Source organism: Pigmentiphaga kullae, from assembly GCF_004216695.1.
GTDB lineage: Bacteria > Pseudomonadota > Gammaproteobacteria > Burkholderiales > Burkholderiaceae_B > Pigmentiphaga > Pigmentiphaga kullae.
Genome location: NZ_SGXC01000001.1, coordinates 1,615,156 through 1,628,018 on the forward strand (window position 1 = coordinate 1,615,156; position 12,863 = coordinate 1,628,018).

The window sequence follows — 12,863 nt, forward strand, 5'->3', positions numbered from 1 at the left end:
CGGGAGACGAAGCTCCCGGCGCGTGGACTTATGCCTTGTACTGGGCCTCGATGCGGCGGCCGATGTCGGCGTCGACCTGCTTCCAGTAGTCGAACACCCGCTCGAGCACCGGCGAGCGCACGCCGGACTTCAGCGCGCCCACCACGGTATCGACCAGACGCTGGCGCTGCGCATCGTCGAACACGTCGCGCACCAGCGCGCCCGCCTGGCCGAAGTCGTCGTCGTCCTTGCGCAGCTTGTAGGCTTCGCGCACCAGGCTGGTGTCCACCTCCCAGCTCTCCTCCGGCGCGGCGCCGCCGTCCGCCCAGGCACGTCCTTCGCTATTGGGCGCGTAGGTGGCGGCATTGCCGGCATGTTCATAGGCCATGTGGCCGTCGAACATGTAGGTGTTGACAGGCACCTTCGGACGGTTCACGGGCAACTGGTGGAAGTTGGTGCCGATGCGGGCGCGGTGCGCGTCGTTGTAGGCGAAGGCGCGGCCCAGCAGCATCTTGTCCGGCGACAGGCCGATGCCGGGCACGGTGTTGCCGGGCGAGAAGGCGGCCTGCTCGATCTCGGCGAAGAAGTTGACCGGATTGCGGTTCAGCGTCATCACGCCGACCTTGATCAGCGGGTAGTCCTTGTGCGGCCATACCTTGGTCAGGTCGAAGGGGTTGAAGCGGTAGGTCTTGGCATCCGCGTAGGGCATGACCTGCACCGACATCACCCACTTGGGATGTTCCCCGCGCGCGATCGCCTCGAACAGGTCGCGCCGGTGGTAGTCGGCGTCCTGGCCGGCGATGCGGGCGGCTTCCTCGTTGGTCAGGTTCTTCTCGCCCTGCTGGTTGTGGAAGTGGTACTTGACCCAGAATTTCTCGCCCGCCGCGTTCACCCACATATAGGTGTGCGACCCGAAGCCGTTCATGTGGCGCCAGGACTGCGGGATGCCGCGGTCGCCCATCAGGTAGGTGACCTGGTGGGCGGATTCCGGATTGTGCGTCCAGAAGTCCCACTGCATGTGGGCGTCGCGCAGGCCCGAGTCGGGCAGGCGCTTCTGGCTGCGGATGAAGTGGGGGAACTTCATCGGATCGCGCACGAAGAAGACGGGCGTGTTGTTGCCGACCAGATCGTAGTTGCCCGCGCTGGTATAGAACTTCAGCGAGAAGCCGCGTACGTCGCGCCAGGTGTCCGGGCTGCCGGATTCGCCAGCCACCGTCGAGAACCGGGCCAGCATTTCCGTCTTACAGCCCTTCTGGAACAGGGCGGCCTTGGTGTAGCGGGAGACGTCCTCGGTGGTCTCGAACACGCCGAAGGCGCCCGAGCCCTTGGCGTGGGGCTGGCGCTCGGGGACCTTTTCCCGGTTGAAGTGCGCCATCTGTTCGAGGAAATGCACGTCGTGCAGGACCAGCGGCCCGTCGCTGCCCACCGTCAGCGAATTGCGGTCGCTGGGCGCGGCGGCGCCTGCGCTGGTTGTGCTGTGGCCGGGAAGGGTGGTCTTGTCGCTCATCGTCGGACTCCTGAAGGGCGGGTTGAGGGTCGTGTCCAAAGACCGTTCTTCGGTCTTTGCCCTACGATGGCTCATCCTAGCCAAGAAGCTGCGACGGAACGCACAAAGCCCGCCCGACCTTGTGTATCAAAAAGTAACTTAAAGGGCTTCAGGCGAAGGCGTGCCAGCGCACCGTGCGTTCGGCCGCGCTGCGGGGCGCCTTGTCCATCACCATGGCGATCGTCTGGCGCGACAGTTCCTTGCGCCAGGCGGCTTCGGCCCCGCGCATGGCCGAGGCGATGGCACAGGGCCGGCGGCATTCGGCCGGCGGCGCGGCGCCTTCGCCGTTGCGACGGATCTCGGTGCAGCGAAAAGCCGCCTCCTGGCCCTCGATGGCGTCGACCACTTCCAGCAGTGTGATCCGCGCCGGCGCCCGGGCCAGCCGGAAACCGCCCTTGGGCCCCGCCGACGACACCAGGATGCCGGCGCGCACAAGGGCCTGCAGCGACTTGTTCAGATAGGCGGCGGGCAGCCCGAACTTGGCCGCCAGCCTGGCGGTGGAGACCACCTCGTCCTGCCCGATCCAGCCCAGGGCCACGCAGCAATGCAGGCCCCATTCCACGCCTTCGCTCATCCTCATGGCTCATGCCTCGTAATGGATAATCCGGACTATACACATCCAGATTGTGATTGACTAGCGTCGTGAACGAGACCAGAATCCGCTTCTAAATCTGGTCATTAAATATCCAGATTATGGCCGGGAACGACGAGACGCGGACCGGTAACGACAACGTTCGCGACAAGGCGGGCGGAAGGAGACGACATGAAAAAGCACCATCGCCTGATGGGCGTCTGCATCGGGGCCTGCATGGCCCTGGCGACCCTGGCCGCCGCGCACGCGGCCGGGCAGGAGAAACTGAAGATCGGTTTCATGGCCGAACTGTCGGGGCCGCAGGCCGCGCTGGGCCAGGACATGTACGACGGCTTCATGCTTTATCTGGACCGCAACGGCGGCAAGCTGGGCGGCCGGCAGGTCAGCGTGGTCAAGGCGGACAGCCAGCTCAAGCCGGAGGTGGGCGTGCAACTGGTCGAGAGCCTGACCGGGCGCGACGACGTGCCCATCATCGTCGGGGTGACGTTCTCGAACGTCATGCTGGCAGTGCATCCGCGCATCACGCAGAAAAAGGTCTTCCTGATCGGCACCAACGCCGGGCCCAGCCAGCTGGCCGGCAAGGCCTGCTCGCCCTATTTCTTCAGCACGTCCTGGCAGAACGACCAGCAGGCCGAGGTCGTGGGCCACTATGCCGCGTCCAGGGGCTACAAGCGGGTCATCACCATGGTGCCCAACTACCAGTCGGGCTTCGATTTCGTGACCGGCTTCAAGCGCTACTACAAGGCGCCGCTGCTGGACGAGATCTATACCCCGCTCAGCCAGCAGGATTTCTCGGCCGAGCTGACGCGGATCGCGGCCAGCAAGCCGGATGCCGTGTTCGTCTTCTATCCCGGCGGGCTGGGCGTGAACTTCCTTCGCCAGTACCAGCAGGCGGGCCTGCTGGGCCGGATACCGGTGCTGTCCGCGTCCACCACCGACGCCATCAACCTTCCCGCCCAGCGCGAAAGCGCCCTGGGGGTGATCACCGGCACCGCCTGGGGGCCGGACCTGGACAACGAGGCCAATCGCGCCTTCGTGGCCGGGTTCGAGAAGAAGTACGGACGGATTCCTTCCCACTACGCGGCGCAGAGCTATGACGGCGCGCAACTGCTGGATTCGGCGCTGAAGAAGACGGGCGGCCGCGTCGAGGACAAGAGCGCCTTCATGGCGGCGCTCAGGCAGGCCGACTTTCCGTCGGTGCGCGGCGCGTTCAAGTTCGGCAACAACAACTTCCCCGTCCAGGACATGCACGTGTTCGAAGTGGTGAAGGATGCGCGCGGCCGAGTGACGCTCAAGACCATCGCGACTCCGCTGAAGGACCACCGCGACGCCTATCACGCCGAATGCCCGATGGAATGACGCCCACGCCATGAACGCTCAACTCATCGCCACCCAGGTGCTGAACGGCCTGCAACTCGGCATCCTGCTGTTCCTGATGTCGGCCGGCCTCACACTGGTGTTCGGGGTCATGAACTTCGTCAATCTCGCGCACGGATCGCTCTACATGATGGGCGCCTATCTGGCGGCGGCCATGCTGGGGGCTTTCGATTCCTTCCTGCTGGCGCTGTTGCTGTCCGTGCCGGCCACCATGCTGATCGGCCTCGCGGTCGACCGCCTGGTGCTGGCGGGCCTGTACACGCGCGACCACCTGGACCAGGTGCTGGCCACGTTCGGCCTGATCCTGGTCTTCAACGAAATCGTGCGCTTCGCCTGGGGCCCGGCGCCGGTCTACATCAACGTGCCGCAGGCGCTGTCCGGAACGGTGGAGCTTTTCGGCTTTCCCTACCCCGCGTACCGGTTCGCCATCATCGCGGTGGGGCTGGCGGCGGGGCTCGCGCTCTATGTCCTGATCAACCGGACGCGCGTGGGCATGTTGATACGCGCCGGCGCCGCCGATGCGGAAATGGTGGGCGCAATGGGTGTCAACATCCGCCTGCTGAATGCGCTGATCTTCGGCGTGGGAGCGGGGCTTGCCGGATTGGCGGGCGTGATGGCCGGCCCCATTCTGTCGGTGCAGCCCGGCATGGGCGAACCGGTGCTGGTGCTGACCCTGGTGGTCATCGTGACCGGCGGCATCGGCTCCATACGCGGGGCGTTCTACGGCGCGCTGCTGGTCGGCCTGATCGACACGCTGGGGCGCGCTTTCCTGCCGGCGGTGTTCGATGCGCTGGCAAGCAAGGCCTTCGCCCAGGCCGCGGGGCCGGCGGTCGCGTCCATGCTCATCTACCTGCTGATGGCGCTGGTGCTGGCCATGCGCCCGCACGGACTCTTTCCAGTGAGGCACGCATGAGTTCGACCCTGTATGCCAAGGACGCGCCACCGCGCGTCACGAACATCGCGGCCGGCGCAAAGGCGATCCGGCGCGCCGCGCCCGCCGCCGCGGTCTTCCTGGCACTGTGCCTCGTTCCGGTGGCTGCCCATCTGCTCGGCCAGCCGTTCTGGCTCGGCCTGGTCGCGCGCATCATGATCCTGGGGCTGGCGGCCGTGGGCCTGAACCTGGTGCTGGGATACGGCGGCATGGTCAGCCTGGGCCATGCGATGTACCTGGGCATAGGCGCCTATTCGGTCGGCATCCTGTCGGCCCACGGCGTGGATTCGGGGCTGGTCCACCTGGCGGTGGCGCTGGCCGTCGGCGCGGCCGTGGCGCTGGTCGTGGGGCTCATCTGCCTGAAGACAAGCGGCATGGCGTTCATCATGATCACGCTGGCCTTCGCCCAGATGTTCTATTTCCTGGCGATCAGCCTGAAGCAGTACGGCGGCGACGACGGGCTGACCATCGCTCTGCACAGCCGCGTGCCCGGCCTGTCGCTGGACGATCCCTATCAGTTCTACCTGCTGGTGCTGGCCGTGCTGGCCGCGGCTTGTGCCCTGTGCCACCGGCTGGTCGGTTCGCGTTTCGGCATGGTCCTGCGCGGCAGCCGCCAGAATCCGCGTCGCATGCAGGCCCTGGGATTCCCCATCCTGCGCTACCGGCTTGCCGCCTATGTGCTGTCGGCGATGATCGTGGTGGTGGCGGGGGTGCTGCTGGGCAACCTGGCCCGCTTCGCCTCGCCTTCCTACATGAGCTGGACCCTGTCGGGCGATCTGGTGCTGATGTGCGTGCTGGGCGGCATGGCGACGCTGCTGGGGCCGATCGTGGGGGCGGCGGCCTTCGTGCTGCTGGAGGAGTTTCTGTCCAGCATGCCGCTCGAACTGCCGGGCGCGGCGGCGGACCTGATCCGCACCCATTGGCTGGGCGTGTTCGGTGTGTTCGTGGTGGCCGTGGTGCTGTTCGCGCGGCGCGGGCTGTACGGTGCCCTGGCTGGGCGGGAGGGCTCCGATGGCTGAAATCCTGAACGCAAGCGGGCTGGCCAAGCATTACGGGGCCTTGAGAGTGACCGATGGGCTTTGCATGACCCTGGAGCGGGGTGAACTGCATGCCGTCATCGGCCCCAATGGCGCGGGCAAGACCACGCTCATCAACCAGTTGGCGGGCGAGATCGCGCCGGATGACGGCACGATCCGGCTGAAGGGCCGCGACATCACGCGTGCGCCGGTCTACCGGAGGGCCCTGGCCGGGGTGGGGCGTTCCTATCAGATCACGTCGGTGTTCCGGGAATTCTCCGTGCTGGAGAACGTCATGCTGGCGGTGCAGGCCGGGCAGGGACACAGTTTCCGGTTCTGGCGGCCGGTACGCCGGGACGCGGGCCTGGCCGGTCCGGCCCGGTCGGCGCTGGGGCGGGTCGGCCTGGCGTATGCGGCCGGCCGTGCCGCGGGCGCGCTGGCCCATGGCGAGATGCGCCAGCTGGAGATTGCCATGGCGCTCGCGATGCGGCCCGAGGTGCTGCTGCTGGACGAGCCCATGGCGGGCATGAGCCGGCAGGAATCGGCAGGCCTCGTGGATTTGCTGCGCGAGCTCAAGCGCGCCTACAGCATCGTGCTGGTCGAGCATGACATGGACGCGGTCTTTGCCCTGGCCGACCGCATCAGCGTGCTGTCCTACGGCCGCGTCATCGCTTGCGGCACGCCGGAGGAGATCCGTGGCAACGACGAGGTGCGCGCCGCCTATCTGGGAGATGGGAATGACTGAAGGGGTTCGGTCCAACGAGAGGACGGCGGCGCCGCTGCTCAGCCTGAGGCGCGTCGAGGCGGCGTATGGGACCAGCCAGGCGCTGTTCGGCGTCGATCTGGAGATCCACGCCGGCGAATGCGTCGCCTTGCTGGGTCGCAATGGCATGGGCAAGTCCACTACGGTCAAGTCCATCATGGGGCTGCTGCGCCTGCGGGGAGGCGACGTCGAATGGCGGGGCCGCAGCCTGCGGCCGCTGGTTGCGCACCAGATTGCGCGGGCCGGCCTGGGGCTGGTGCCCGAGGGGCGGCGGGTCTTTCCGAACCTGACGGTGCGCGAGAACCTGCTCGCTACGGCGCGCCCCTCGCCAAGCCGGGGGGCCGGCTGGTCCCTGGACGATATCTACGGCATGTTTCCCCGGCTGCGCGAGCGCGAGCGGAACCTGGGGTGCCATCTGTCCGGTGGCGAGCAGCAGATGCTCGCCATCGGCCGCGCGTTGATGACGGCCCCGGAACTGCTGATCCTGGACGAGGCCACCGAAGGGCTGGCGCCGCTGGTCCGGGGCGACATCTGGCGCTGCATCGAACTGCTCAAGCGGCGCGGGCTCGCGCTGCTGGTGATCGACAAGAATCTGGGGCCGCTGATGCGGGTGGCCGACCGCCACTACATCCTCGAGAAGGGCGCCGTCGTGTGGCGGGGTTCCTCGCAAGCGTTGCGAGACCGGCCCGAGTTGGTGCGCGACTACATCGGCATGTAGCGCGCCCGCCTGTTATGTTCAAAGCGAAGGAGTTGTCTAGATGAAACGCATCGTGGTGTTGGGCGGCGGTTTCGCCGGGTTGTGGAGCGCGATAGGGGCCGCCAGGAAGCTGGAGGAACATGGCATCGGGCCGGATGCCGTGAGTGTGACCCTGGTCGACCAGAACGATTTCCACAGCATCCGCGTCCGCAATTATGAAGAGGACCTCGACGCGACCATCGTACCGTTCGCGCTGGTGCTGGATCCGATAGGCGTGGAGCGCCTCCAGGGCGTGGTCGCCGGCGTCGATACCGAGCGCCGCATGGTCGAGGTGCGCACGGATGCGGGCGTGGTGTCCGTCGGCTACGACCGCCTCGTCTACGCGCTGGGCAGCCGGGTGCAGCGGCCATCCATCCCCGGCCTGGCCGAGCATTCTTTCGACATCGATACCTATCACGGCGCCAAGCGGCTCGATGCGCATCTGCATGCGCTGGCGCGTGGCGGCCGGGACCCTGACCGGTTGCGCGTTCTGGTCGTCGGGGCGGGCCTGACCGGGATCGAGCTGGCATCCGAACTGCCGGCCAGGCTTGCGAAACTGTCGGCCCTGGCGCACGACCGGCCGGCACCCCGGGTCGTCCTGGCCGATGCCAGTCCCCTCATCGGTCCGGACATGGGCGATGAGGCGCGACCCGTCATTGCCGAAGCCCTGGCTGCCCAGGGCGTGGAAATGCGTACAGGCGTGTCCATCGCGGCGCTGGACGCACGTGGCGCGACGCTGGCAGGCGGAGAGCGGATCGAGGCGGCGACCGTCGTCTGGTGCGCCGGCATGCGGGCCAGCGACCTGGGCGATGCCTTTCCGGTGGGAAGGGACGGGCTCGGTCGCCTGGAGGTGGACGAGTTCATGCGCGTGCGGGGGGTGCCCCACGTGTTCGCCGCCGGGGATGCCGCCCGCGCGGTACTCGATGGCGAACATGCCTCGGTCATGTCCTGCCAGCATGGCAGGCCCATGGGCCGCTACGCCGGCTACAACGTCGCGGCGGACCTGATCGGAGAGCCCATGCTGCCGCTGTACATCGACTGGTACGTGACCGTGCTGGACCTGGGCGAGTGGGGTGCCGTCTATACCGGCGGCTGGGACCGCCGGGTCATCTCGACACGGGAAGCGGCCAAGGCGACCAAGCGGACCATCAACCGTGAGCGCATCTATCCGCCGCGCAGCGGGAGGCGGGTGGAGATCCTGGCGGCGGCCACGCCCCAGGTGCAGGAGCCGCCGGAAGTGCGGGGCCGGAGCTGAGCCTGCGCGGGCCGGTCCGCGGCGTTAGCGGATCGATACGCGGTGCATGGTCCGCGGCGAGGGGTAGTAGTCGTTGACCGCATAGTGCTGGGTGGCAAGGTTGTCCCACACGGCCACCGAGCCCTTGCGCCAGTTGAACCGCACCTGCCATTCCGGCACACGGGCGAGGCCCGCCAGGAAGGACAACATGTGCGCGCCGTCGTCGTGCCCCATCTGGTTGATGCGCGTGGTGTACAGACTGTTGACGAAGACGACGCGCCTGCCGGTGGCGGGATGAGGCAGAAAGACCGGCTGGTCCACCGGAGGATAGCGGCGGCGCATGGCGTGGTATTGCTCGTCGCCGTCGGGCTTGCCCTTGAGGTTGTTCACGAGCGCGGGGGCTTCCCAATGATGCACGGCGGTCATGCCGGCCAGGTAGCGGCGCAGTCCTTCGTCCAGCGAGTCGTGCGCCGCGGTCATGCTTGCCCACATGGTGTCACCGCCCACCTCGGGCACCTCCACCGCGTACAGGCAGGCGGCCACCGGCGGGCGGGGCTGCCAGGTCAGATCGGCGTGCCAGATATCGGTGCCGGTCTCCTTGCCGCGGGTCACGAGCATTTCCACATAGGGGTTGGCCGGGTGCGACGGGAAGGTGGAGGATACGGGTTCGACGTTGCCGAACACCTGAGAGAAGAACACCTGGGCATCGGGCGAGAGCCGCTGCTCGCGGAAGAAGATGACCTGGCGTTCGGCCAGGAGGGCGCGCAGCCGGTCGGCATGGCGGGTGACCTCGGCCGCGTCGGCAAGGTCGATGTCCAGCACTTCCGAGCCTATGGCCGGAGTAAGGGGGCGGATCAGCATGATGTCTCCGGACGATGGGGCGCTATGGCGTCTTGCCGACGAAGCGGTCGGTATAGAAGTCTTCCAGCGGCGCACGCCTGGCCAGCAAGCCTTCTTTGACATAGAAGTCCTGCAGCCGTCCCAGCAAGGCCGGGTCCATCTTGCCGGGCACGGCCTGCCCGGGATAGACGTCGCGGGCATAAGCGCCGATGATCTGCGCGACGTAGTCGCGTTTGTCCCGGTAGGCGGGTACGGCGGCGATGAAGTCGTCGACGGCGGCGCCCGGGTCCTGCATGATCTCGCGCATGGCTCTCAACGTGGCGCCGACCACTTTCTCGACCAGGTCGGGCCGGGTGCGTATCGTTTCGTCCGAGGCCACGATGGCCTGGGGAAGGCCGGGAAACACCTGGTCGCCATGGAACATACGCACCTTGGCGCCCGCGTTGATTGCCGCCAGGGCCCAGTCGGGCGTCGCGACCATGGCGTCGGCCTCGCGGGTGGCGAACAGTTTCCAGACGCCGGTCGGGCCGGCGGCCTGGACGTTCACGGCCCTCTTGTCCACGCCGTAGTGCTTGAGCATTCCCAGGAAGCTGTAATAGATCGAGTCGGTATACGAGCCGACGGTGACCGTCTTGCCGCGCAGGTCCGCCGGGGTCTTGATGCGGGCATCGTCCTCGTGGACCACGACGCGCATCAGGGAATGGCCGCCCAGCACGGCGACGACCTTGATGGGGATGCCGTTGGGCCGCAGGAACAGCGGGGCGTCGCCTACCGAGCTGCCCGCCAGGGCGATGCCGGCGCCTACCTGCTTGGCCACCTGTACGCCGCCGCCGTTGGCCGCCATCAGGTTCACCTTCAGGCCCTGGGCCTGGTAGTAGCCGCGGGCCTGCGCCAGTATCCATGGCGCGAACCCGGGCAGCGTGGGCGGGGCGGGGGTCAGGACCGTAATCTCTTCGGGCGCGGCCGCGGCCTGGGCGCCGGGCCAGGCCAGCGCCCAGCAACAGGCCAGCGACCCGACGGCGCGCAGCATCGATGAGCGGGGAGGAAGCATGGCGAAATACTCCTTCAGATGAGCGGCAGGGAAGAGCGCTATCGGATGCCTGGCGGCTGGGCGTTGCGCTCGGCTTCGATCAGGCGGGCGAGAATCCGGCGCGCCTTGACCGGCGCCAGGTCGGGAGCGAGGTAGACCGGATGCAGCGACGCCATGTCGGCGCCTGGTCCGAGGTTGTTCTGCTGCGCTTCGATCATCGGTTCGTCTTCCAGCATGAAGGCACGTTCGGTGGTCGCTTGTATCCAGTCGGTCAGTTCGTCGTCGTCCGGGGAGTGGCGGCGCGTTGCCGCCCAGAAATAATGAGTGCGGGTGCCGTTTTCCGGCGTGGGCAGGTGCAGGAACGACAGGGTGACCCCATCGCGCGGGTCGGCGCCGGCCTCGGTGGCGCCGACGTCCAGGAACAGGGTGCCGGGAGGGTGCCAGCGTATGCACGACCGCACGTCGCCGGTGGCGCCGGGCCTGCCCCAGCACCGACCCAGCAGCGGGCTGACGGTGCAGCCCGGCTTCCAGCGATTCGCATGGACCACGCCATCGGCCTCGAGGACTTCGTGGCGGGTATTGCCGATGGCGCCGCCGGTGGCGAAGGCGGGATGCAGGTACTCCACGTGGCTGAGATCGAGCAGGTTGTCGATGATGAGCTGGTAATGGGCTTCGATGCGCAGGTAGCCCCATTGCGTCCGATAGCCCGGGCGCGGGTCGAACGGGGACAGGTCGGGCAGCAGCGTGGCGTCGGCACGCGCCGGATCTCCCGCCCACAGCCAGATGAAGCCGTAGCGCGCCACCAGCGGATAGGCGCGGATGCCGGCGTGGGCGGGGATCTGCGGGCCGTGAGGGTTGTGCACGCACCGGCCGGTGCGGTCGTAGCGCAGCCCATGGTAGCCGCACTGTAGTTCGTCGCCGTGCAAGGTGCCCCGGGACAGCGGCGCGAAGCGGTGCGCGCAGCGATCCTGCAGGGCGACGGGGCCGCCGTCCAGGCCGCGGAACAACACTACCGGCGTTTCCAGGAGCACCCGGCGCAGGGGCGTACGCGTGACCTCGGCCTCCGCCGCGGCCGCGTACCAGGCATTGCGCAGATATTCCACGTCATTCCCCACGAGGCCCATCCGTCCGGCCGATCAATAATTACCATAAGTGGTAATTAAAGTCAGGATACGGCGGCCGGAACGGGGCGTCAACGCCGGGGGAATCCCTAGGTCCTGTTCCCGCTAGAAGGAGCCTCGCGCAGGCCGGATCTGGTCCTCCAGCATGCGGGCGACGAAGTCGACGTAGGCATCCATCATCGTCTCGGCCTGGGGGCCGGTTCCGAACAGGGTCTCGATGAGCGGCTGCGCGGTCGAGACGAAGGCCGGCACGCCTATCAATATAAGGTGCACGAAACGCGGATCGACGGCCGGGGGCACGCCTTCGGGGAAAAGCATGGCGGTGATCTCCAGCCCGCGCGCGGTGACGCGCTGGATGGGCGTCGGCGCGTCCGCGCCGTCCTCGTTCGCAGGGGCGTGGTAGATCTCGGCCAGCGCCAGCCGTTCGAAATGGGGATGCTGTCGCATGAACTCCAGGCGCAGCGCCAGGCGCGCCTTGAGCTGCTCGCGCAGGGATCCCGGCTGGCGCAGCGCCCGCTCCATGCGGTCCTGCAACTGGCGCATGAGGAATTCGGTCACTTCGTGAAGCAAACCCCGCAGATCGCCGAAGTAATAGCGGACCAGCGCCCGGTTCACCCCCGCTTCGGCGGCGATCTCCAGGATGGTGAGCTCCTCCGGGGTGCGGCGCTTGAGCAGGCCCACGGTGCAGTCGATGATACGATCCCGGCCTACCGATTGGCTGTCGACGGGCCGGCCGGCGCCGCGTGGGGCTGGGGCGTCTTTTTTCGTTCTGGGCATGGATCGGGCCGGCTGCGAGTGGCGACGCGCCATTCTAGTCCGGGCCCCGTTGTGCACGCCGCGGTACGCCAGAGCGCATCTTTCGTTGACAGTCTCGCGCGGGGCACGCTATTATGGCAAGCTCTCTGGAGTCGGCTCGCCCGGGCCGCGCGTTCTTTGATGTGCAGAATTGCAATATCCGGCAGGCACAATCGCTCGGATGTCCCGCAAATACTGCCTTTCTCAAGAGCCGCGTCGCGGCGTTCCTCCCCCAGCAGGTTTTCATGCCGCACGATCGTGCGGCCCGTGCATGTTCCTCTTCCGGTTCGCCCCGGTTGCGGCTTCCTGCTCGGGGCCGCGCTGCCGGATGGCTTGTTGTAGACGTCTGGGCCTTGTGACGTAGGCCGCAGACCTAACCAAAAGACCCCAAAAGGTTACGGAAGAGGGCTTATGCCAACTATCAGCCAACTCGTGCGCAAGCCGCGCGAATCCAGCCACGCCAAGAGCAAGTCGCCCGCTCTTGAAAGCAGCCCGCAGCGTCGCGGCGTCTGCACCCGTGTCTACACCACGACCCCGAAGAAGCCGAACTCGGCTCTGCGTAAGGTTGCCAAGGTGCGCCTGACCAACGGTTTCGAAGTCATTTCGTACATCGGCGGTGAAGGCCACAACCTGCAGGAGCACTCGGTGGTTCTGGTGCGCGGCGGCCGGGTGAAGGATCTCCCGGGTGTGCGCTACCACATCGTCCGCGGCTCGCTGGACCTGCAAGGCGTGAAGGATCGCAAGCAGTCCCGCTCGAAGTACGGCGCCAAGCGCCCCAAGAAGGCCTGATCTCCAGGTCCTGCCGCTTTACCCGTTGCGTTGCCGCGCCCTGGCCTGCAGGGGCGGCGCGAGTAAGGGGCCCGTCGGGGCGCAAGCCCAGCATGACAGGCCACGGCCGTAGGC

General features: G+C 67.3%; 13 protein-coding genes. 7 read left to right on the forward strand and 6 right to left on the reverse strand.

Annotated elements, in window-relative coordinates:
• Window positions 1-28: 28 nt before the first annotated feature.
• Both EV675_RS07935 and EV675_RS07940 read right to left on the reverse strand, forming a co-directional pair.
• Window positions 29-1,486 carry a catalase gene (locus EV675_RS07935; protein WP_130356757.1) on the reverse strand — a complete coding sequence of 486 codons (1,458 nt, stop codon included), beginning with the start codon at window positions 1,484-1,486 and terminating at the stop codon, window positions 29-31.
• Window positions 1,487-1,634: 148 nt separating this feature from the next.
• Window positions 1,635-2,105: an RrF2 family transcriptional regulator gene (locus EV675_RS07940; RefSeq protein ID WP_130356758.1), complete on the reverse strand. Its 471-nt coding sequence runs from the start codon at window positions 2,103-2,105 to the stop codon at window positions 1,635-1,637.
• 183 nt (window positions 2,106-2,288) lie between these two features.
• Between EV675_RS07940 and EV675_RS07945 the strand changes: the two genes are divergently transcribed.
• Genes EV675_RS07945 through EV675_RS07970 form a run of 6 tightly spaced genes read left to right on the forward strand, consistent with a single transcriptional unit; the run spans window position 2,289 to window position 8,195 of the window.
• Complete coding sequence (locus EV675_RS07945; RefSeq protein WP_130356759.1) at window positions 2,289-3,476, forward strand: ABC transporter substrate-binding protein; 1,188 nt, start codon at window positions 2,289-2,291, stop codon at window positions 3,474-3,476.
• A 10-nt stretch (window positions 3,477-3,486) separates the two neighbouring features.
• Window positions 3,487-4,407: a branched-chain amino acid ABC transporter permease gene (locus EV675_RS07950; protein WP_130356760.1), complete on the forward strand. Its 921-nt coding sequence runs from the start codon at window positions 3,487-3,489 to the stop codon at window positions 4,405-4,407.
• Window positions 4,404-5,444, forward strand: a complete 1,041-nt coding sequence (locus tag EV675_RS07955; protein ID WP_130356761.1) for a branched-chain amino acid ABC transporter permease — start codon at window positions 4,404-4,406, stop codon at window positions 5,442-5,444. Before EV675_RS07950 ends, EV675_RS07955 begins: the two co-directional genes overlap by 4 nt.
• Window positions 5,437-6,186 (forward strand): ABC transporter ATP-binding protein, encoded by a 750-nt coding sequence (locus EV675_RS07960; RefSeq protein ID WP_130356762.1) that lies wholly within the window; start codon window positions 5,437-5,439, stop codon window positions 6,184-6,186. Before EV675_RS07955 ends, EV675_RS07960 begins: the two co-directional genes overlap by 8 nt.
• Window positions 6,179-6,922 carry an ABC transporter ATP-binding protein gene (locus tag EV675_RS07965; RefSeq protein ID WP_130356763.1) on the forward strand — a complete coding sequence of 248 codons (744 nt, stop codon included), beginning with the start codon at window positions 6,179-6,181 and terminating at the stop codon, window positions 6,920-6,922. Before EV675_RS07960 ends, EV675_RS07965 begins: the two co-directional genes overlap by 8 nt.
• Window positions 6,923-6,962: 40 nt before the next feature.
• The gene (locus tag EV675_RS07970; protein WP_130356764.1) at window positions 6,963-8,195 is read left to right on the forward strand and encodes an NAD(P)/FAD-dependent oxidoreductase; all 1,233 of its coding nucleotides are present in this window, start codon (window positions 6,963-6,965) and stop codon (window positions 8,193-8,195) included.
• A gap of 24 nt (window positions 8,196-8,219) precedes the next feature.
• Here EV675_RS07970 and EV675_RS07975 read toward each other — a convergent pair whose 3' ends face one another.
• The 4 genes from EV675_RS07975 to EV675_RS07990 all read right to left on the reverse strand — a co-directional run bounded on the left by EV675_RS07975 (window position 8,220) and on the right by EV675_RS07990 (window position 11,942).
• Window positions 8,220-9,035: a TauD/TfdA dioxygenase family protein gene (locus EV675_RS07975; RefSeq protein ID WP_130356765.1), complete on the reverse strand. Its 816-nt coding sequence runs from the start codon at window positions 9,033-9,035 to the stop codon at window positions 8,220-8,222.
• Between the two features lie 22 nt (window positions 9,036-9,057).
• Window positions 9,058-10,065, reverse strand: coding sequence for an ABC transporter substrate-binding protein (locus tag EV675_RS29680; RefSeq protein ID WP_165404496.1), 1,008 nt, complete (start codon window positions 10,063-10,065; stop codon window positions 9,058-9,060).
• A gap of 38 nt (window positions 10,066-10,103) precedes the next feature.
• Window positions 10,104-11,147 (reverse strand): aromatic ring-hydroxylating oxygenase subunit alpha, encoded by a 1,044-nt coding sequence (locus tag EV675_RS07985; protein WP_165404497.1) that lies wholly within the window; start codon window positions 11,145-11,147, stop codon window positions 10,104-10,106.
• Window positions 11,148-11,270: 123 nt separating this feature from the next.
• A complete protein-coding gene (locus tag EV675_RS07990) occupies window positions 11,271-11,942 on the reverse strand; it encodes a TetR/AcrR family transcriptional regulator (protein ID WP_242621357.1) in 672 nt (223 codons plus the stop codon).
• A 429-nt stretch (window positions 11,943-12,371) separates the two neighbouring features.
• Here EV675_RS07990 and rpsL point away from each other — a divergent pair, with 429 nt between their 5' ends.
• Window positions 12,372-12,749 (forward strand): 30S ribosomal protein S12, encoded by a 378-nt coding sequence (rpsL, locus tag EV675_RS07995; RefSeq protein WP_130356768.1) that lies wholly within the window; start codon window positions 12,372-12,374, stop codon window positions 12,747-12,749.
• Window positions 12,750-12,863: the final 114 nt, after the last annotated feature.

Excerpts from the sequence above, each read along its gene's own strand:
- EV675_RS07935 (WP_130356757.1), bottom strand. The coding sequence starts at position 1,486 with ATGAGCGACAAGACCACCCTTCCCGGCCACAGCACAACCAGCGCAGGC.
- EV675_RS07940 (WP_130356758.1), bottom strand. The coding sequence starts at position 2,105 with ATGAGGATGAGCGAAGGCGTGGAATGGGGCCTGCATTGCTGCGTGGCC.
- EV675_RS07945 (WP_130356759.1), top strand. The coding sequence starts at position 2,289 with ATGAAAAAGCACCATCGCCTGATGGGCGTCTGCATCGGGGCCTGCATG.
- EV675_RS07950 (WP_130356760.1), top strand. The coding sequence starts at position 3,487 with ATGAACGCTCAACTCATCGCCACCCAGGTGCTGAACGGCCTGCAACTC.
- EV675_RS07955 (WP_130356761.1), top strand. The coding sequence starts at position 4,404 with ATGAGTTCGACCCTGTATGCCAAGGACGCGCCACCGCGCGTCACGAAC.
- EV675_RS07960 (WP_130356762.1), top strand. The coding sequence starts at position 5,437 with ATGGCTGAAATCCTGAACGCAAGCGGGCTGGCCAAGCATTACGGGGCC.
- EV675_RS07965 (WP_130356763.1), top strand. The coding sequence starts at position 6,179 with ATGACTGAAGGGGTTCGGTCCAACGAGAGGACGGCGGCGCCGCTGCTC.
- EV675_RS07970 (WP_130356764.1), top strand. The coding sequence starts at position 6,963 with ATGAAACGCATCGTGGTGTTGGGCGGCGGTTTCGCCGGGTTGTGGAGC.
- EV675_RS07975 (WP_130356765.1), bottom strand. The coding sequence starts at position 9,035 with ATGCTGATCCGCCCCCTTACTCCGGCCATAGGCTCGGAAGTGCTGGAC.
- EV675_RS29680 (WP_165404496.1), bottom strand. The coding sequence starts at position 10,065 with ATGCTTCCTCCCCGCTCATCGATGCTGCGCGCCGTCGGGTCGCTGGCC.
- EV675_RS07990 (WP_242621357.1), bottom strand. The coding sequence starts at position 11,942 with ATGCCCAGAACGAAAAAAGACGCCCCAGCCCCACGCGGCGCCGGCCGG.
- rpsL (WP_130356768.1), top strand. The coding sequence starts at position 12,372 with ATGCCAACTATCAGCCAACTCGTGCGCAAGCCGCGCGAATCCAGCCAC.